We start from the raw sequence: 20,361 nt of genomic DNA, 5'->3' as shown, positions 1-20,361 counted from the left end.
ATGCATTATAAATATAATCAGATTTTTCTATAACTTATAGTTATATATATTCCGATAAGAGTTATTATAGATCCTAAAATTTCTAGTGGAGTTGGAGCTATCCTCAATATGACAAAAGTTAAAATATATGCTGCGACAGGAACTACTAAAGAACCAGTAGATGCTCTTATACTTCCTAAATCTCTTATCGCATTAAACCATAAATAATAACCAACAGCTTGAGCAAGAATACCTAACAATATTAATAAGCCTATAATAGATAAACTTACTGTGAAATAGTAATTGACTGGAGTTAAAACTAATGTAAAAGGGAAAGCTACTATATTCATGAAAGCATTTAGTTTTATTATATTCTCTTTAGCTAGATTCCTAGAGTAATATACAGTTCCAATAGCCCACACTATTCCACCTATTAGAGCTATTATAACTCCAAGATCAAGGCTTACTGATGTAATTGATAATGCTATGCCTACGAACCCTAGAATCACTCCAGATAATGCCCTCATTGATATATTAGTTCCTAATATTTTTTCTATAATTACTACAAATAGAGGTTGAGTATATATCATTACTGCAGCAAGACCTGGATTAGAAGAAATAGACGTGCCTACATTTAAGAATAGCATAAAAAGTATAGTATTAAATATTGCATTAATAAATTGCTTTTTTCCTATAGAAAATTTAAAATTAGAGAGAATAAGAAAGAAAACTGCAGCTATACCAATTCTTACCCATGTTATAACTATAGGTGATACTGATTCTGCAATCAGTTTAGTGAGAGGATAAGTTAATCCCCAGACTATAGCTAATGGTCCAAGCCATTTAATTGCCTTAAAAGCTAAACTTTCCATAGGCAAGAATAATTTTCGTAGTTAAAATAAAGCTGATTAACCATAATTAAGTAAAAGAACGATTACATTTAAAAATAAACTTAATAATAGACTACATCAATTCGAATCGAAAATTATTAAGAAATTTATCCTAAATCATGTTTTATATTTTTATTAAAAAATTCTATAACGTAACTCTTTACAGCTAGAGCGAACCACTTTTTAAATTCTTTTTGTTGGTATCATGTATAATTCACATAAAACAATAATAATATTCTTTGTTTAATTTCTAAAGTAAATTAGGTTGTAAAGCATCTAGAAATTGAGATTTTTCTCCAAATCAGAACCGTTCGTAGAATCAGCATAAAATATTCAAATGTACATGCACTAAAAGTAAATAAAAATTTACTAATATTGTAAAATATACATAGATAGGTATTAATTAAAGTTATTCAGTTGTAAGTTAAGTACTAATTAGAGATCTATAAAGATATTTTTACTCAATATTGATATATAATATAATTTTTATATAAATTATTTAGGAATAAGGAAATCTTTAAACTTGTATCTTTAATAAATTATCATAAATAATGTAAAGTTTTTTAGAGAGTATAAGTCAAACTAAATGTTGATTCTATATCATTAACAGATATGATGTTTAAGATTTTTCAAAATATTATTTTGAATTATAAATAGTATATACTTATACTTTATTTAGAAACATATAATATAAATATTTTTATATAACTTAATTCTTTCATTTAACGCATGGAACCGCAAAAATTTACTTCAGATTCTGCAAAAGCTACAACATCACAATTCATAGGATTTTTGTTAGACTCTTATGATTTAACTATGATTTTGACTATTGCTCCAGTTTTAGCTACAGTTTTGCTTCCACCTCAATCTCCTTTAATAGCAGCTTTTGATGTTATTTTAGCTTATTCTTTAACTATAATATTTAGGCCAGTAGGTTCTGCTATTTTCGGTAATCTAGGAGATAAAATAGGAAGAAGAGGAGATTTAATAATCACTGTATTAGGATTAGGAATATCTAGTGCAGTAACGTCAGCACTGCCAACTTATGCACAAGTAGGTATTTTATCGTTTATCTTATTTATTATAATAAGAATTGCTGTAGGTATTTTTGCTGGCGGAGAATACTCGGCAGGACATCCATTTGCTATGGAATGGACTCCATATAAATGGAGAGGTCTAATAAGCGGTATTGTACAAGGAGGATTTTCTTTTGGTGCAGCTTTAGCTGCGGTAGTTGAAGGAGCTTTTATAGCATTCTTCGGACTGCATGCTGTAGAAACTTACGCCTGGAGGTATGTATTTCTAACGGCCTTAGCTCCTGCTGCGATAGCATTAGCAATTAGGCTTTCAATGAAGGAAACTCCAGTATTTCAAGATGTTAAAGATAAGAAAATGGTAAGAAAGACTCCACTAATAGATTTATTCAGAAAACCATATAGAAGAGATTTCTTTCAAGTAATGCTTTACATGACCGGAATGTTCTTTTTTGCCTATTCACTATTTGCCTTTGTTCCTACTATTTTAGAGCATGCTCCATCAATATTTCCAATAGGTGAAGCTGATACTATATATTCATATGGAACTTATGGTGCGTTTGCAGCTGCAGTAATTTTTGGTGCATTATCTCAATATGTAGGGAGGAGAAGATTAACTCTATGGTGGGCTGTAGGAACATTTATAGTTGCTATTCCAGTATACTATTTACTAATTCATTCTGCCACGATAGGTAATTATGCTCTAGCTGCATTAGCTTCAATACTAATAGGCATAATAACTCAAGGACCTTGGGGTGCTATACCAATCTATTTATCAGAAAGATTCAAAGCTTCTATGAGGGCTTCAGGTGTTGGATTTGGATATTCGTCAGGAATATTCATAGGAGGTTGGTTTAGTATTTATGTACCATTAATGCATAATTATCTATTTAAGAGCATAGATACTCCTACTAACATATGGTTTTCTACTGCGGTGCTATTAATGATAGGTGCAGTATTGGTAGGAATAGGAATGCTTTTAGGTCCAGAAACATTAGGTACTAAGTTAATTGAGGAAAATCCAGAAGAAAAGAAGGAGGAAAAGCAACCTAATGTAAAATAATTGAAACATCTCATTTTTTATTATATAATAAAAAAAGAATTTATATAGTATTATTCAATTATGGTGAAATTTTCTAATTTTCCTATCTTTTCTATTTCAGCTATTATCTTCCCATTGTTAATTGGCTTCAAATAATATTCTGATACTTCTTCAGCATTTTTATATCCTATACTTCCAGACGATATCAATGAATAAGGAGGTATACTCACTATTTTAGATAACTCTATTATTATTTCTTCAATAGAGAAAATAAAATCTTCTGATGAGCCTTCTTGAATTAATTCGTTATTATAATAACTTCTCATAGTTAGCGAATTAATATCATCATTAATTTCATCTGGTGTAACAATCCATGGTCCAAAAGGAGCAAATGTATCTCTTACTTTATTTCTAAAGTGCGATCCTCTAACAAAAATCTTTTTTACCTTACCGTCTATAGGATCTCTCCTATACGCATAATACCCATCTTCTTTTAATCCAGGCGGATATGTTATATCATTAAATACTGAATATCCTAAAATATTATCTAAATCTTTTTTAGTTGCATTTTTAATCTTTTTTTCTCCAGTTATTATTGCAATTTCTACTTCTGGTCTTATAGCATCTTTAGGAGTTATTATAGGTTGATTGTTAGCTACTACTAACGTAGGTAATTTAAGGAAAAATTTTGGTGATGTTATCATGGATTTAGCTTCACTTTTATCTTTAGTACCTAACATCGCTGGCGTATTTACTAAAGTACAAAAGATTGCTGATGGAGTAATAGGAACGTCAAATATTATTTCATTTATTTTGTATGTTTCTCCCTTAGATTCAGTATCTGAAAAGTTTCGAATAGCGTTAACATATTTTTCGTCATCACTCAGTATTCCCAATTTTCTTTTTCCTTCGATATAAAAAGATAAATATTTCATTTTATCTTTCCTTACGCTTTTGGATTTGGCATTTGATCTAATATATCTTTAACTAGTTTAACGAATTCATGTTTTCTATCTTTGAATACTTCAGTATACGTTTGTGCCCATCTAAGCGTAGGATCTCCTCTGCTAAATCTATCGTATTGTTCATATCTCATTCCAGTTTCTGAACCTATAACATCCCATAATAGATTAAATAGTTTTATTCTATCTAATGCGTTCAATCCTTTCATTGACATATACTTATCTATTAGCCTCCTTTCTTCTGGATTTTCAAAATCTTTTATTCCTGCAGGAATTGGAATTGATGATCCAGCAGCTATTAGTCTAAGAATTTCATTAGCCCTAGGGACAGTATACATATTAAAATTACTTGCCGAAATTGCTATGTAAGGATTAGGTCTAGTTATATTAGGTAATTCTTCAGCATGATCTACTGATGCGTATAAGGCTGCTTCATTTAATGCAACGTAAAGTAATATTTCTCCAATTTTTTCTTGAACGTTTACAAATACATTAGTTCCTGCAGCTTCAGTTATTGCCATTGCTAATCCGGCTAGGAACTTTAACCTAGAATAATGTTGAATCACAAAATGCCAATTAAACCATCCTCTTAAATTTACAGTATGCCACATTAAATCTTCTATTAATTCTGGTTTTTTGAAAAATATTATTCTATCCCAAGGAACAAGTACGTTATCAAAAATTAATATTGCGTCACTTTCGTCAAGTTTAGATGAGATTGGATATTCGAATTCCCCACCTTCTCTAGGTTGGAATCCTCTTCTTGACAAGAATTTTACTCCTTTAGTATTAGCTGGAATCGAAAAATATAGAGCATATCTAGGATCAGTATCTCTTCTTATATTTGGTAAATACCATAGCATTTCTGCATAAGGTCCAGCAGTACTTATCATTGAAGCTCCTCTAACTATTACTCCCTCTGGCTTTTCTTCAACTATGCCAACTTGAATATATGGATCTTCCCATTGGGAAGGTGGTCTTGATCTATCATACATTGGTGCTACTATGGCATGAGTATAGAATAAGTCGTTTTTTGTAGCTTCTTTATAAATTTCTATCATATTCTCCATAAATTTTGATCCAAAGTTTTTACCAAAATAGTCTTCTGCATGAGCATAAAATACTGTATTCCATACGTTTAAATAATCTGGGCTTCTTCCGAAAAATCCTCTGTAAAAATCATAGATTTTTATTAGACCATCCCTTAATTTAGCTAAATCGTTCTTATTTCTTGGTCTTAAAAATGATATACTGGTTTCTTCTCCTACGTCTGGATTATAAACTCTTAAGTATTTCTTGTATTCTTCGTCCCAGTGCAGATCGTAGTATTTAGCTACTGTATGTACAGGTATTTTGAATGCAGGATGTTCAGTTACATCTTCTACTATTTCTCCTTCATAATATGTTACTGGATGGTTTACCTTTATACTTTTTAAATAGTCTTCTCCTTTTCTTATCATGAAATCCACCCCTTTAATTTACCCGTGAATATGTCCTCCACGGGCATCCACTCAGTCAACCAAGACTGAGGAATGGATCTTCCCCAAAAGTCACTTCTATATCTGACCTGATCATAAGTCCAAACTATGGGCTTCCATTTATCTGGATCCAAAACTATATAATCTTCAGTAAAGAACTCAATTCTGTTTTTATCAAAGTCTCTTAAATACATGTAATATCCTTCTGTAACACCATGTCTACCTGGCCCTCTTTCTATACTATCCCACAATCCTGCGGAGGCTAAAATATCAGCTGACTTTACTACGTCCTTTAACTCGTGAACGTAGTAAGTTTGATGATGATAGCCAGGCGTATTCTTTTCACCTTTAGCTATAGCCACTTCGTGAGAATCTCCTCTCTTAGTTAGCCAAACTACGTCTCTCTTTCCTTCTTTCCCTAAAAAGTATTCAGTTTCATAATATCCCATGAATTCTTTTAGGAATTTTACTTCACTTTCTATATCATTAACCATGTAATTAACGTGAGCTAATCTAATAGGTGATACTCCTTTATGAAGATGGAATTTCATTCTTAGATCTCCTACATACTCCATATCATAATAAATAAGAAATGGTATTCCTTGAGGAGATTCAAAAAGTAGACTTTCTTCTACGCCCTTCTCTTTGTGCTCAATATATTTTATACCAATGTTTTTTAATTCTTCCTTTGCTTTATCTAATTCCTCTGGTCTTTTAACTCTAAAACCTATGTATCCTAATCCTGGAGAATCAGCCTTTTTTAAGATTAGACTATGATGCTGGCCTTCTTCTACTCCTCTTAGATATATGCAATCTCCGTCTTTTTCTGTTTCTACAAACCCTAGAAGATCAACGTAAAAATATCTTGCTTTTTCTATGTCAGTTACTCTTATTACAACGTGAGATAGTCTTAAAACATCAATCATAATAAATTTTACGTAATAAAAGTAAATATTCCTCATATCAAATATGTTTTAGATATAGAGCTTCAAATTATAGTTAAATAAGGTAGTTTGTAGAGCATCTGAAAATTGAGGTTCTTCTCTTAATTAGAACAATTCGTAGAACTAACGTAAAGTAATCAAATAGTACACAAACTATTAAAAAGGTGAATCATGCTTAACGAATATACCTATCTTTTTCTAGATATATAATAAAGAAAGAATATTTCTACTTAACAGTTAATACCTACAAAAAGTAATATCTAAAAATATGTGTAAAATAGAATAAGCTTATTACGCCAGTAAAATCATATGTATAAAAACATGGAATTTTATATTAATCATAAGTTATTATTTATTCTGTAATATTTTCTATTATAATAGACTATAGGATCGAATTGCTCTCTAAGTATTTTAATATTTTTTACTTTACCTGTTATCACCGAATGATCTCCAATATCTATTGCGTTATATAAAGTAGCTTTTATATAAGCATACGAATCATTTAAAATTGGAAGTCCTTCGTCATCTTCTGAATATTTTACCATATTAAATCTCTCCTTAAATGGCTTAGTGGCAAATATATTAAGAACATCTATATTATCTGTAAAATTAATCAGAAAATTCTTACTTTCTTTGAATGGAATATCATTACTTTTAGTTTTATCAGCAAAAAATACAATCAGAGTAGGATCTAATGATAGTGAATTAAAAGTATTAACTGTTAGGCCTACTAATAGGTCTTTCCATTTCGTGGTAACTATTGAAACTCCTAATGGATATCTTCTCATTATGTTTTTTAATTCTTCTTGCATATGATTTTCTTCTATTCGTTTTCTTATATATAATATTTATTATAAAATGGTTTTATATTATCTTTAATAAGTCTATCGCATAAATCTTGACTAGATTTAGAGTTAGTTTTACGGAAAATTTAAATTATTAATTAAATAATGTTATTTATGGAGACAAAAAGATTAGGCTGGACAGATGAAAAAATATCTCCATTAATTCTAGGTTCTTGGGAATACGGAAATTCTTCCATTATAGACGAAAATAGTGCAGTTGAAATGATACGTAAAGCAATAGAATTAGGAGTTAACACAATAGATACTGCAGAAGTTTATGGGAATGGAATGTCAGAAACCATAATAGGTAAAGCTATAAAGAAATTTAAGAGAGACGAAGTATTTATTATAACTAAAGTTTCCATAGACCACCTTAGATATGATGATGTACTGAAAGCCATTGAAGGAAGCTTAAGAAGATTAGATACATCCTATGTAGATTTATATTTGGTCCACTGGCCTAACCATTATGTACCAATTAGAGAAACTGCAAAAGCAATGGAAAGAGTATATAAGGAAGGTAAAGCTAGGTATATAGGTTTAAGTAATTTTTCATTACCTTTATTAAGGGAGTTCAGAGAATATCTCTCAAAGACTGACGTGGCAGCTAATGAACTTCACTATAATATCCTTTTCAGAGACGTAGAAAAGGAAGTCTTGCCATATATGAACAATGAGGATATTTCTCTTTTAGCTTATGATTCTTTAGGATTAGGGTATTTAGTAGGTAGGAAAGAGATAAAGAACGAATATAGATGGTATATATTGGCTAGAGAAGCTTATATTAAAAATATTCAGCCATTAATTGAAGAAATAGAACGAATAGCTAAAGAATTGGGTAAGACTCCAGCTCAGATAGTACTAAACTGGCTATTGATAAAGAATAACGTGTTTCCCATTTTTAATACAACTAAAGAATCGCATCTTAAAGATAACTTAGGCAGCATTGGATGGAAATTGAGTAATGAGGAGCTAAGTAAGCTAGAAGATAGTGTAAAGAAGATAAAGATAGACTATTTTGTCTAATAGATATTGATATAACATTAATGCATTTTAATATACATTAGATATAATGTTAGGAATTTTTATTTTAATTTCATTTAGTAAGATTTAGTAAGTTTTTTAATAAACTGACTTTTATTCACTATATCATGAAATATTATTGGGCTGAAGAATTTCATAATAATGTTATTTCTTATTTCATCTTATTTACGCTAGTAATGTTTAAATGATTAAAAAAGTAATATACTACTATGCTAAAGAAAGCATACATAACAGTAGAACATGAAGATTGTTGGACCTTGCATATGCCTTATGATGCCTATACTGTTAACTTGGAAGTATATCCTCATAAGAATTATCTTAGGAGTAGGATATTAGTTGACACTAGAGACAAAGAAATATTAAATAGGATGAAATCTCATCATAGTATATTGAAAGTTTTAAATGCGTATAAATTTAGAGATTCTTTATATGTAGATTTTTTGAATGAGTATAAAGGATCTATCGCAGGATTGCTTTACGATAAGGAAGTACTAATACTCGGAAATACTATAAGTAATAATAGAGAAACATGGAGTTTTGTTACTAATAGCAAAAATATCAGAGAAATTCTTAAAGAGCTAGAAAGCATAGGGAAGATAACAGATATCCAGATTTCAGATTTCAATTTATTTTTATCACCAAAATTAACTAAGACTGAAACAAGAGTTCTAGGAATGGCCTATGAGTATGGATATTTAGATTATCCTAGAAGAATTTCAGCTGATGAAATGGCAGAAAAACTAGGATTAAGCAAAGTAACTTTCCTTTACCATTTAAGGAATGCTCAGAAAAAGCTAACTAAATTTGTAATAAAAAATAATACCTTATGAATTCTTTATTTTTTCTAGTGTTTTTAAAGCCTCCTTAACGTGGTTCTCTGGATTCATTTGAGATTTGTATATATGCCTAATTATTCCTTGTTTATCGATTACGAATGTTACTCTATCAGGTAAAATAAATCCCTTAGCATCGTATAATTCCCTTATCTTTTTATCAGGATCAGAAACTAGAATGAATGGTAAGTTATATTTTTGTTTGAATTTCTTATGAGAATCAATATCATCAGAACTTACTCCAACAACTACTACATCATATCCTTTAAGTAAATCCCAGTTATCGCGAAATGCACAAGCTTCTCTAGTGCAACCTGGAGTATCATCTTTAGGATAGAAATACAAAACTATATTATGCTTTCCTATAAAATCTGACAATGCAAACTTCTCTCCCGAATCTGTTACAGATTCAAATAATGGAGCTTTTTCTCCTACTTTTGGCATTATTTAGGATGTATCTTTTTCTAATTTAAATGTTTTTCATTATAAAACTAACAAAGCTAAAATATATTATTCCAATAGTATGAGAACATAAATATATCTGTTCTGTACTTAAATTTACCTATTGTTTTTCCTACTGTCTTTTACATTAACTAATTAACCAATAATAAAGTTTTAATTACATAGAACTTACGTACTTAATTTTTTAGAAAATATATTTTCATCTAGCCTCCATTAAAAATTTGGAAGACATCTAAAAGAGACTGTTGGAATGCTGTCATGAAAATTAGTATATAATACGCAAAAAATTAAAAAACGTAAAGATATTATATACACAAAAAGTTAGTTCGGATAAATATGCAAGTATTAATTTAGCGAATATTGCAAGATACATAGAAGACTATATGCATTTCCAATTTAGCTCGTATTATTTGTAGATTTTCATGACTGCAATCCAACAGTTCCGTTGGACACACACAATGTATTTATACTAGATTTTGAATTTTATTATGTGAAAGAATCTTGTTAACCTTTGACTACATATTGAGAAGAGCGTCTTTCTTATTCCCCCGAAAGGAAATAGTTGACGTTGAAAGTAAGAAAACGTATGAAGAAGTTTATGAAGAATCTCTACGTCTAATAACTTACTTAAAATCCTTAGGTATAAGTAAGGGAGATGTTATTGCTATTTTAGGACTTAACACTATAAAATTTGTGGAATTAATCTACTCGATAGCCTCAATGGGAGCTATTGTTTATCCTGTGAATATTAGACTTCCCCCAGAACAATTATTATACACATTAAATAAGTCTCATTCAAAATTTCTTGTTTATGATAATATTTTTAAAGATTATGCGAGCTTAGTTAAATCGAGAACTAATCTCCAAACGATATCCTTTGATGAGCTGAAATTCACTGAGGATAAAGGCAAGGCATTATGTAATGCCCATGATAATGCAGTTATATTATTTACCAGTGGAACTACTGGAGTTCCCAAAGCAGTGATGTACACTCATGAAAAGATGATTAGTGGAGCATTAGCGATATTAAATCAATTGTCATACTACAATGCACCGGCCAAGTTAAGTCAAAATGACGTGATGTTCCCTCATATACCCATTTATCATATCTTATCATGGGGGTCTTTGATAATAGGTCCTATGCTTGGTGCGAAATTGGTATATGAGGGAAGATTTGACCCTAAGACTGCACTAACAATTATAGAAAAGGAAAATGTAAGCTGGATCAGTGTGGTTCCCACAATGATGCAAATGCTATTGGACGCAGGTCTAAATAAAAAGGGGTTAAAAGTGTTGATTGGTGGAAGTCCAATTCCGGACGGATTAGTGAAGAAAATGAGGGAATTAGATATGCATTTTTCAGCGATATATGGGGGTACAGATATGCTAGCAGCGTCAATAACCATAGAGACTGAGTCAATATTAAGTGGAAGACTAGAACCTCATAAGGTTACCCATCCAGTACCAATGGCAGAGTTCAAGATAAACTCTAGGTCAAGAAATGAACCTGGGGAAATCCTATTCAGAGCACCTTGGATTCCAGATGGTTACTTTGAAGATAAGGAGAAAACGTTAGAATCGTTCACTGAAGATGGATGGTTCAAAACAGGAGACATAGGTTATATTGTTGAAGATGGAGGTATAGTAATTTTAGATAGATTAAAAGATATAATAAAGAGTGGAGGAGAATGGATACCATCCAGCATTTTAGAAGCTGCTATATCAGAACTTCCCTTTGTCTCATTGGTAGCAGTAGTTGCAAAGAAAGATGAAAAATGGGGTGAAAGGCCCATAGCTTTCGTTAAACTATCAAAGGATACCGAAGGAGCGAAAGAGAAAATATTGGATCATCTTAAGAAACTAGCTCAAGATGGGAAAATAAATAACTTCTGGATTCCAGATGATATAATCATTGTAGACAACATTCCCTTAACGGGAACTGGGAAAATTGACAAAAAGGCTTTAAGAAGCGGTTTAGACAAATAAGGATAATAGAGGTTTGTTAAATGCCCCTAAAAAGTATAGAAGATATCTCGTTCGCTTACGGTTTAAATCATTATTCAGTTGATAAGCCACTAAAGGATCTTCTAAAGACCTATACTAACCTAAAGAACGATTTCACTGAATTAGGAAGGTTTGTGGGAAGTGAGGTTTATGAATCCGCATATAGAGTAGACTTAGAGAGTCGGCCAAGATTAGTCAATTGGAGCGCAAATGGAGAGAGAGTTGACTACGTTTGGATTGACCCCTTTGAGAAATTCATATTGAATGAGCTGATAATAAAGTATGGCGTTAATAGGTATCCGTTTAATAATGGAACGTGGCATGATCATTATACTGGAATTTATCTAATAGGAGATCCGGGAGTGGCATGCATTTTAACCATAACTATTCAGACAGCATATGCGTTATACAAATACGGTGAAGGTGAAATTAAGGAAAGATATAAGAACTTAATAGGAGTTGGAAATAGGGTAGAGTTCGGTGCAACGTGGTTCACTGAACCTCAGGGAGGAAGTGATTTAGGAGTGAACTCTACGTTAACTATAAAGGTAAGTGAGGGGAAATACTTATTAAGTGGATATAAGTATTTTGCGAGCGGTGCAGGTATAGCTGATGTTTCCTTAGTTTCGGCTAAGACTGAAAAGGGTAAGGAGGGAGCTAAAGGTTTATCTTTATATTTAGTTCCCAGATATGATTCAAGTGGCAAATTAAATTACTTCATCAGAAGGCTTAAGCAGAAGAGCGGAACCAATTCCGTTCCGACGGGAGAAGTTGAACTTGCTAATTCAGAAGCTTATCTAATAGGAAAGGAAAGTGAAGGAATATACTACATAATGGAAGACCTAACGGTATCTAGGCTCTCAAATGCTATGGGAGCGTTAGGTATTGCACGAAAGGCATATCTAGAAGCATTAGGCTTTGCACGAAATAGATCAGCCTTTGGCAAAAAGGTAATTGAATATCCATTGATGATAAGAGACCTATTGGAGATGGAGGTGAGCATAGAAGGGGGAATGGCTTTAGCTTATAAAGCCATTAATGAGTTTCAGAAATCAATAAATTCGAGACCACCATATAGCAAGGAATATCATTACGCTAGATTTTTAACGCATGTTGCCAAAAATTTAACTGCTGAAATTTCCTCTAAAGTTACGCAGATAGCAATGGAAATATTTGGTGGAATAGGATTTCTGGATGAATTTCCAATACAGAGATGGCATAGAGAAGCATTAATAACTCCCATATGGGAAGGAACCAGTAACATACAGGCTTTAGATATGTTAGAGAGCATGATAAAGAAAAAGGCACATGAGGTTTATTTGGAGGATCTAAGTTATTTAGTAGAAGAATCTTATGATAAAAATTTCACTAGAAAGTTATTTAATAATGCGATAGAGTTAATGAAATGGTTTTCCGGACTTTCTATAAGAGATGCGGAATTTTATTCTAAAGATTTCTTAAGGCAACAAGGCAATTTATTATCCTCCATATTACTTAACAATTTAGCGTTTCAAAGTGGTGATGAGCTTTATGATTTAGTCTCAAAACAATACTATAGGCTTTATGTTGAAAAGAAAGAGTTAGAACTTACGGACAAGTACAATGAAATTATATCGATTCATGGAGGAATATAATTAGGATGGGACTTTTGGATTGCAGTCATGAAAATTAGTATGTAATACGAACTAAATTAAATTTTCCTACTTTTACTAATATTTTCCAACCGCACTTGATTAAAGGAACAATACTAGAAAACACCTTACCCTTCATGACAATAAGCAAACTTAAACTATAATCAACAAATCTTCTCTTCATCTTATTAAAACCGCTCCAGGGATATGCAACACATTATAGGCAGTATTTGGGTCATAATCCACCTCAACAATCCTTACATTTGGATCTCTTAAATGATCTACTAACCACTTATTATCTATTACCACTTGATGTTGGCTTATTTTTGCAACCTCTAATATACAATTCTACTATGTAATTTATATATCTATTGAATTGTATAATTTGGCATCTAGCGAAAAGTTTAAAAATAAGAAGAGGATGTCTTCTATATTTATTTTTTAGGATAACTTCCACAGTAATTGCCTAAATCTTACCACTTTACCCAAAACTAACATTGAAGGAGAAGTTAAGTTAAATTTATGCAATTCTTTTAAATTAGTTAGGTGAACTTTTTGATCCGGATATGTCCCTTTCTCGATTATAGCAACTTCTTCCGAGGGATCCCTCTTAACCATTAATCCATTACTTATTTCCTCCACTCTTTTACTTCCCATCAAAACTACTAATGTACCATAGTTTGGAATTTTTTGGAAATCGAAGAGTTTACCTCCTTGTGTAACTCCACTTATAACTGTTACCATATCTGAAACATTACTAAAAGTTAGTGGAATACCAGCATAAGCTGGAACGGAATTAACAGAGGAAACTCCAGGAACTATTTCACAATCTATACCATCTTTAGACAGCTCATAACAAATGTTACCTCCTCTTCCAAAAACGTATGGATCACCGTTTTTTAGCCTAACCACTAAATTATAATCAAATGCATATTTCCTTAGTAGTTCAACCTCCATGTCATGACTTATAAGGTACTTCACAATGCAGGATGATTTAGCATAATTAATTAGCTCTCTAGGTATAAGCTTGTCATATATTATAACGTCAGCACTTTGTAAATACTTAATTGCCTTTAACGTTATGAGCTCTGGGTCTCCTGGACCTGCTCCCACTAAAACAACTTTACCTATATTCAGTCACCTCCTTTAATCGATTCCTTAAAAGTTCATGATATTCTCTATAACCATCTATCTTCTTATCAAATCTGTGTGGCTTCATTAGATCCTTAGTTTTCTCATTATTCTTTAGCCATTCAATTATTTTCTTATTTCCAAGCTTCTTAAATACCTCCTCAGCACTTCTGCCTAAATGCTTATTTTTCTCATACAACTCAAATAAAGCTTCCGTTGTGTCAACTAATCTGTTTGCAGGCACTTGATAGAGATAAATTGCATTCTCTTCCCAATCTATCAACGGTTCTCCTAAAGAATCCTTACCCCCACCTAACTTTAACATATATAACTCATATCCACTGCCTATCCAACTTATTGGATGAGTAGCTGGTCTTGAACATTGTGCCACACATCCAGAGATACCTAATGATATTGGAACATCACTCCAGCCTCTTCTTTCAAGTTCATCAATCAATTTTGGGAGAAATCTTTCAGAATCCGTAAATGACATCTTACATGTTGGAAAACCTACACATGCTATGGAATTAACTCTCAACTTAGAATATGGTCTGTCATCTCTTAAGCCATAATTGAACTCACTTAGTATTTTCTCTATTTTATACTTCTGTTCCACCTCTATATCAGTAATAAGTAGGTGCTGATTCGGAGTTATGTACAATCTGACATTATTGAAATTATCAGCTATATATCTTATCATACTCTTTATCTTACCGTTCTTACCATTTATCAATCGCCCATTTTCAACAAATACCCCATAAGCCCATTTATTACCTAATTCTGTCCATCCTAAATGTAGATCTCTATATCCTAGATCTATTTCCCTCACTTTCCCTAGCGAAAATCCAGAGTATTCTTTCACCTTCTCTCTAAGCCAATTTAATCCCATCTTATAAACGAGGTATTTAAACCTAGCCCAATGTCTGTTTTTTCTATCCCCCCATTCTTGTTGTATTCTAACTATAGCATCTAATATCTTAATTAACTCATCATCATTATTTACAGTACCTAGGGGAAGCCCAAAGGCCGAAAATGTAGGATAAGAGTTATTCTCGCCCATTGATCCTCCAACGTATATTTGATAGCCTATCACCTTATCCTCCTCTATTATTGGAACTATACCTATATCATTTGCCCTTACTTCGACACAATTGTCAATGACATACTTACCGTCAGCAGTTCTTATTACACCCGCTATTCCTATTTTAAACTTCCTAGGCAATAAGTTATCCGGGTACTCAAAAGACTCCTCACTTGGTCTATTTTCAATTACTGGAATTTCAAAAACTTGAATGAAAAGTTCTGGAGGTAATCTAAAGTACCTAGCTATTTTTATCGATAACATGTTCGAGTCGAAAATATAATATTTGGAAAGTGGACAAGCAATGGTGCTCCTTACGTTATCCCCACACCCATTAATGGTCAAAAAACCAGACTGAGCTATTTCCCTTATAACATTAACTAGATCCTTTTTCTTTACATGATGAAATTGTACTGCTTGCCTAGTAGTCAGTTTTAGAGACGGCAATGGATAGCCAGTATACGCGTCTGAGATTGTGTACTTATTAGAAATATCATCTAATATTTTCCATTGATCTGGCCTTATTGGACCACCTCCAGGGATAGGAACCCTAATCATATAAATCCATTCTTTAACGTTACTTAGTTTCATTTTATCCCTATTAAATTCTAAGTATATACCGAAACTTTTTGCTATTAGTGACACTTCTTTTTCTAAATCATCATGAGACAAATCATGTAATGAAGTATAAATGCCTATGGAGTCTTCTTTTAAATCTTTAACTTTTAGTTTAGCTTTCTCCTCCTCAGTGTAGTCCTTTGGATCTGTTCTAAAACTGGGCTCTATAGGCATGTCTACTTCACCTCTTTTCTATAATGGAGACCGCACTCCTTATCACTATTTTGCTCCCACCACCACCTACCTGCACGTGGATGCTCCCACGGTTTAACGGGTCTAGTACAAGGTACACAGCCTATACTCTTATATCCCTTATCGTAAAGTTTATTGTAAGATACGTTGTTCTTCTTTATGTAATCCCATACCTGTTCTAAAGTCCAGTCTGCTAATGGATTTAGTTTTACTATTCCACCATTTATCTCATCTATCTCAATTTTCTTAATTTCTCCTCTAGTAAAGTTCTGCTCCCTTCTTAATCCAGTTATCCAAGCATTCATACCTTCTAATGCTCTCTTAACAGGTCTAACTTTCCTTATTTCACAGCACATTTTCCTAAATTCTACACTTTTATAAAACAAATTGATTCCGTATTTATTAACTAGATCCTCAACCTCTCTATAATCAGGAAAATATATCTTAATGTCAACACTATATCTTTTGGCTATTTCATCTATCAGATCATAGCTTTCTTGATGCAGTCTACCGGTATCTATTATGAAGATCCTTGGTTTTTCTACTATTTTACTTAACATATCCAAAATTACTAGATCCTCTGCTTGTAAACTGCAAGCTAGAATTATTTTAGGATAAAACTTCTCAACTCCCCATTTTAAAACTTCTAATGGTTCCTTCTCCTCAAAATAGTCATTTAAAGCTTTTAGTTCCTCTTTGTTCAACATCAGAATAATTGTATAAAGATTAATACTTTAGAGTTCTGATATATGCGAAATTTGCACAAATAGCTAAATTATATAAGCCCTATCCTTATTGTAAGAATATTATGAACCTAATAGGTCATGGAAGAGTTGAAATAATTGAAAGAGTGAGAAAATTTAGGGAATTTAGGGAGTTGCAAAAAATTGAGGTAAAGCGACAGATTGCCCATGAAATAATAAGTATTGCCTATGGTTTTCTCTCACCATTAAAGGGTTTTATGACCTATGATGAGGTCGATTCAGTCATAAATGAAATGAGATTGCCAAATAGTATACTGTGGCCTATTCCCATCGTCTTTGACTTAACTAGTAAAATAAACGCTAAAGAAGGTGATATAATAGGAATAACCTATTTAGGTAAACCTTTAGCCATTATGGAAGTTAAGGAAATCTTTAGTTATGATAAAGTAAAAATGGCTGAAAGAGTGTACAAGACGAAGGATGTTAAACATCCTGGGGTAAAAAGAACATTAAATTATGCAGATAAATTCTTAGCCGGAGATATTTGGCTAATTAACGAACCTATATTCAATGTTCCATATTCTAATTTCTGGCTAACTCCAAGAATGCATAGAGAGGTTTTCGAAAAGAAGGGTTGGAAGAGAATAGTAGTATTCCAAACCAGAAATGTACCTCATACTGGCCATGAATATTTAATGAAGTACGCATGGTTTGCTGCTAATGAAAATGAGAAAGTAGACGAACCCAAGACCGGAATTTTAGTTAATGTTGTAATAGGGGAGAAGAGGATAGGTGATTACATTGATGAAGCGATACTTTTAACTCACGATGCATTGTCTAAGTACGGATACATAAGTAAAAAGGTACATCTTCTTTCGTTCACCTTATGGGATATGAGATATGCAGGACCTCGAGAAGCCGTTCTTCATACAATAATTAGAAGCAATTTAGGTTGTACACATCATGTGTTTGGCAGGGATCATGCTGGAGTTGGAAACTATTATTCCCCATATGAAGCGCACAAAATATTTGATAATATTGATGAAAGGGATCTTTTAATTAAACCTATCTTTTTGAGAGAGAATTATTATTGTCCTAAATGTGGAAGCATAGAAAACGAGATCCTCTGTGACCATAAGGATGAAAAACAAGAATTTAGTGGTAGCCTATTGAGGAGTGTTATATTAGATGAAGTAAAACCAACTAAGATAGTGATGAGACCAGAAGTATATGACATCTTAATGAAGACGGCTAAGGAGTATGGTTTAGGAAGTCCATTTGTAACTGAGGAGTACTTAGAAAAAAGACAAAAAATATTTGAATTAGGTGAGGAATGAAATGAAGATCTATATTTGGCTTAATGAGGAAGTAACTAAGAAATTGGAAGAATTAGGCCTCAATTACGCTAAAGACGTTCTTGGAGGAATGAAAAGAATAGAAATAGAGGTTGAGGAAAATACTGTAAATGAAATAGTAAAGTTATTCCCCAATGTAAAAGTAGATACATCTACTACTAAGTCTATTGAATTATTACCCAAACATTTCAAAAATGAGATTCTTAAAGTAATAATAGAAAAAAGGAAAGATCCTAAAGAAGCATTATTAGATGCTTTACAGACATTTAAGCGCTTAAGATGATGAGTGAGAGTGAGAAATAAGAACTTATCAGATTAAAAACGCGTTTTATGTTTATTAATTATCCATTCAGTATTACAATCACTTAACGTCTCTAAAGATAGGGATATCATCCATTATGTTGGGATTTTTAGTATGGTTGATTATAGTTTGAGTTTGCTTATTATCATGAAGGGTAAGATGTTTTCTAGTGTTGTTACTCTCTTTAATCAAGTGTGGCTGGAAAATATCAAGAGAGTTAGAGAGACTTTAATTTTAATTCGTATTACATACTAATTTTCATGACTGCACTCCAGTACTCCCTATAGACGATACATTATTATTTCTTAGTATATTTTCATTTCTCACTTTTTAATATTTTCATTATCATTTCTTCGGCATTCTGTAAATTATAATTCCTTAATAGTGCTATTTTACTAGCTTCTATAGAACCTTCTGCATGAATCATAGTAGTTAACCAATATCCTGATAAATTGCTAGCAGATAATTCCTTAGCTAAATCTATTAATTTTATTCTATCTTTTCCTTCTATTGCACCTCTCAAATACTTTTCTATATATTGTTTTTCTATTTCATTTTCAATATCCTCTTTAGAAGGCATTGTAGCCAATATCCCACCAGAGATATCTATAAGACTTGTGATAAGTTCGTGGAAATGCGAGTTAGTATATAGTTTACCTACATTAGTATAAAGAGAATTAGGAATAGCTATCCCTTCATCTATTACTGGATTTACAGCTGCGGAAACTGCACTCATTTTTAAAATCTCCTTGTACATGATCATATTAAGTAAGTCTTCCCTTACATGTCTAGAATCTTGTATTCCATTAGCTTTAGCCATTAGGCTTCCAGTACCGATAAACAAATCAGACATTGCAGATCTATATGATATAGCAGTAAATCTATGATATGTAGCGAAAAGATTAGCTAAAAGTCCCGCAAACTCATATTCTCCGGCTAAGAATACTCTATCCCATGGTACGAAAACATTATCGAAAATAGTTATAGTTTCTACTTCAAAATCAAGCCTACTTAGAATAGATGATGAATTTCCCTCTACTTCATCTATTGGTCTTGCAATCATCTTTACACCTTTAGTATTAGTAGGAATAGCAAAAGCTACTGCGTAATCGCTATCCTTTTCTGTCATTGCCCTAGTTGGTATGACTATTATTTCATCAGCAAAGATGGATTGAGTTGTATGTGCTTTAGCTCCTTTAACTATTATCCCATCATTCCTTTTTTCAACTATCCTTACATACATGTCTTTATCTACTTGCTCTGATGGCCTTTTACTTCTATCACCCTTTACATCCGTTTGTGCAGTAGTTAAAGTAAGATCATTTTTAGCTACATATTCATAGAATTTTCTAACTCTCTCAAAATATTTAGTTCCTTTATTTTTATCAATCTTCTTTGTGGTTATCATTAACGCAAATAATGCATCACTTCCGATAGCTTGCGAAATGTTAAAAACGCCATTAAATTCTAACGTATGATTGAAAATCATATTATGTCTATCTAACAAATCATTACTATTTCTAGGTATTTTATAATATTTACTTATATTACTGTTCAGTTCATTATCATAAAATATTCTATCTTTTAAATCATAAATTCCTGCCGAATGATTAGCAGAAATCTTAAGAATTTCGTGATTGACTAAATCTTCAATTTTCTTTCCCCTATAATAAACTTCTCTTCCATCGTTTAATGAGGATAGATATGAATTCTTATCTCTCATATAAGTCTTAAAAATCTCATAAGATAAAAGTATTGCGTATATAATCTTAATAAAAATAGTTTTAAGAAATTTTAAATGATTGGACTGATTTATAAATGTAATCTAACA

At 31.9% G+C, this 20,361-nt stretch carries 17 protein-coding genes and 1 pseudogene; 7 read left to right on the top strand and 11 right to left on the bottom strand.

All coding sequences use genetic code 11. The features are described 5' to 3' along the window. Positions 1 to 17: 17 nt before the first annotated feature. Positions 18 to 851 carry a DMT family transporter gene (locus B6F84_RS05400; RefSeq protein WP_148691292.1) on the bottom strand — a complete coding sequence of 278 codons (834 nt, stop codon included), beginning with the start codon at positions 849 to 851 and terminating at the stop codon, positions 18 to 20. A 747-nt stretch (positions 852 to 1,598) separates the two neighbouring features. On the opposite strand from B6F84_RS05400, the gene B6F84_RS05395 reads away from it, so the two are divergent. Further along, positions 1,599 to 2,966, top strand: a complete 1,368-nt coding sequence (locus tag B6F84_RS05395; protein WP_148691291.1) for an MFS transporter — start codon at positions 1,599 to 1,601, stop codon at positions 2,964 to 2,966. A gap of 50 nt (positions 2,967 to 3,016) precedes the next feature. On the opposite strand, the gene B6F84_RS05390 is transcribed toward B6F84_RS05395, so the two are convergent. The 4 genes from B6F84_RS05390 to B6F84_RS05375 all read right to left on the bottom strand — a co-directional run bounded on the left by B6F84_RS05390 (position 3,017) and on the right by B6F84_RS05375 (position 7,141). After that, a complete protein-coding gene (locus B6F84_RS05390; RefSeq protein WP_148691290.1) occupies positions 3,017 to 3,880 on the bottom strand; it encodes a fumarylacetoacetate hydrolase family protein in 864 nt (287 codons plus the stop codon). A gap of 11 nt (positions 3,881 to 3,891) precedes the next feature. After that, complete coding sequence (locus B6F84_RS05385; protein ID WP_148691289.1) at positions 3,892 to 5,367, bottom strand: 4-hydroxyphenylacetate 3-hydroxylase family protein; 1,476 nt, start codon at positions 5,365 to 5,367, stop codon at positions 3,892 to 3,894. Beyond that, positions 5,364 to 6,311 carry a 3,4-dihydroxyphenylacetate 2,3-dioxygenase gene (gene hpaD / locus B6F84_RS05380; RefSeq protein WP_148691288.1) on the bottom strand — a complete coding sequence of 316 codons (948 nt, stop codon included), beginning with the start codon at positions 6,309 to 6,311 and terminating at the stop codon, positions 5,364 to 5,366. The genes B6F84_RS05385 and hpaD overlap by 4 nt, the downstream gene beginning before the upstream one ends. Positions 6,312 to 6,667: 356 nt before the next feature. Beyond that, positions 6,668 to 7,141, bottom strand: coding sequence for a flavin reductase family protein (locus tag B6F84_RS05375; RefSeq protein WP_148691287.1), 474 nt, complete (start codon positions 7,139 to 7,141; stop codon positions 6,668 to 6,670). Positions 7,142 to 7,288: 147 nt separating this feature from the next. Here B6F84_RS05375 and B6F84_RS05370 point away from each other — a divergent pair, with 147 nt between their 5' ends. After that, complete coding sequence (locus B6F84_RS05370) at positions 7,289 to 8,200, top strand: aldo/keto reductase (protein ID WP_148691286.1); 912 nt, start codon at positions 7,289 to 7,291, stop codon at positions 8,198 to 8,200. A 227-nt stretch (positions 8,201 to 8,427) separates the two neighbouring features. Beyond that, positions 8,428 to 9,048, top strand: coding sequence for a helix-turn-helix domain-containing protein (locus B6F84_RS05365; RefSeq protein ID WP_148691285.1), 621 nt, complete (start codon positions 8,428 to 8,430; stop codon positions 9,046 to 9,048). On the opposite strand, the gene B6F84_RS05360 is transcribed toward B6F84_RS05365, so the two are convergent. After that, positions 9,043 to 9,495 (bottom strand): peroxiredoxin, encoded by a 453-nt coding sequence (locus tag B6F84_RS05360; protein WP_148691284.1) that lies wholly within the window; start codon positions 9,493 to 9,495, stop codon positions 9,043 to 9,045. The genes B6F84_RS05365 and B6F84_RS05360 overlap by 6 nt on opposite strands. Before the next feature lie 519 nt (positions 9,496 to 10,014). Between B6F84_RS05360 and B6F84_RS05355 the strand changes: the two genes are divergently transcribed. Beyond that, a complete protein-coding gene (locus B6F84_RS05355) occupies positions 10,015 to 11,499 on the top strand; it encodes an AMP-binding protein (RefSeq protein WP_148691283.1) in 1,485 nt (494 codons plus the stop codon). 20 nt (positions 11,500 to 11,519) lie between these two features. After that, complete coding sequence (locus B6F84_RS05350; RefSeq protein WP_148691282.1) at positions 11,520 to 13,151, top strand: acyl-CoA dehydrogenase family protein; 1,632 nt, start codon at positions 11,520 to 11,522, stop codon at positions 13,149 to 13,151. Between the two features lie 180 nt (positions 13,152 to 13,331). Here B6F84_RS05350 and B6F84_RS14215 read toward each other — a convergent pair. The 4 genes and pseudogenes from B6F84_RS14215 to B6F84_RS05330 form a co-directional block, all read right to left on the bottom strand. After that, positions 13,332 to 13,472: pseudogene (locus B6F84_RS14215) on the bottom strand (sulfurtransferase); the annotation flags it as partial. A 117-nt stretch (positions 13,473 to 13,589) separates the two neighbouring features. Then, positions 13,590 to 14,261 carry a uroporphyrinogen-III C-methyltransferase gene (cobA, locus tag B6F84_RS05340; protein ID WP_187152760.1) on the bottom strand — a complete coding sequence of 224 codons (672 nt, stop codon included), beginning with the start codon at positions 14,259 to 14,261 and terminating at the stop codon, positions 13,590 to 13,592. A gap of 10 nt (positions 14,262 to 14,271) precedes the next feature. Continuing rightward, positions 14,272 to 16,152, bottom strand: a complete 1,881-nt coding sequence (locus tag B6F84_RS05335; RefSeq protein ID WP_148691280.1) for a nitrite/sulfite reductase — start codon at positions 16,150 to 16,152, stop codon at positions 14,272 to 14,274. Positions 16,153 to 16,154: 2 nt separating this feature from the next. Then, on the bottom strand, positions 16,155 to 16,877 hold the full coding sequence (locus B6F84_RS05330; protein ID WP_148691279.1) for a phosphoadenylyl-sulfate reductase: 723 nt from the start codon (positions 16,875 to 16,877) through the stop codon (positions 16,155 to 16,157). 101 nt (positions 16,878 to 16,978) lie between these two features. Here B6F84_RS05330 and sat point away from each other — a divergent pair, with 101 nt between their 5' ends. Together sat and B6F84_RS05320 are read left to right on the top strand one after the other, a co-directional pair. Continuing rightward, entirely contained in the window at positions 16,979 to 18,211 is a 1,233-nt protein-coding gene (sat, locus tag B6F84_RS05325; RefSeq protein ID WP_148691278.1) for a sulfate adenylyltransferase, read from the top strand. A gap of 1 nt (position 18,212) precedes the next feature. Next, positions 18,213 to 18,512, top strand: a complete 300-nt coding sequence (locus B6F84_RS05320; protein ID WP_148691277.1) for a DUF6955 family protein — start codon at positions 18,213 to 18,215, stop codon at positions 18,510 to 18,512. Positions 18,513 to 18,846: 334 nt separating this feature from the next. Here the strand turns inward: B6F84_RS05320 and B6F84_RS05315 are convergent, their stop codons facing one another. Beyond that, positions 18,847 to 20,253: a 4-hydroxyphenylacetate 3-hydroxylase N-terminal domain-containing protein gene (locus B6F84_RS05315; protein WP_148691276.1), complete on the bottom strand. Its 1,407-nt coding sequence runs from the start codon at positions 20,251 to 20,253 to the stop codon at positions 18,847 to 18,849. Positions 20,254 to 20,361: the final 108 nt, after the last annotated feature.

The sequence above is a fragment of the Acidianus manzaensis genome (genome assembly GCF_002116695.1).
In the GTDB taxonomy this organism is placed as follows: domain Archaea; phylum Thermoproteota; class Thermoprotei_A; order Sulfolobales; family Sulfolobaceae; genus Acidianus; species Acidianus manzaensis.
Note: the sequence above shows the minus strand (reverse complement) of the source record. Positions and strands in the feature narration are given on the sequence as shown.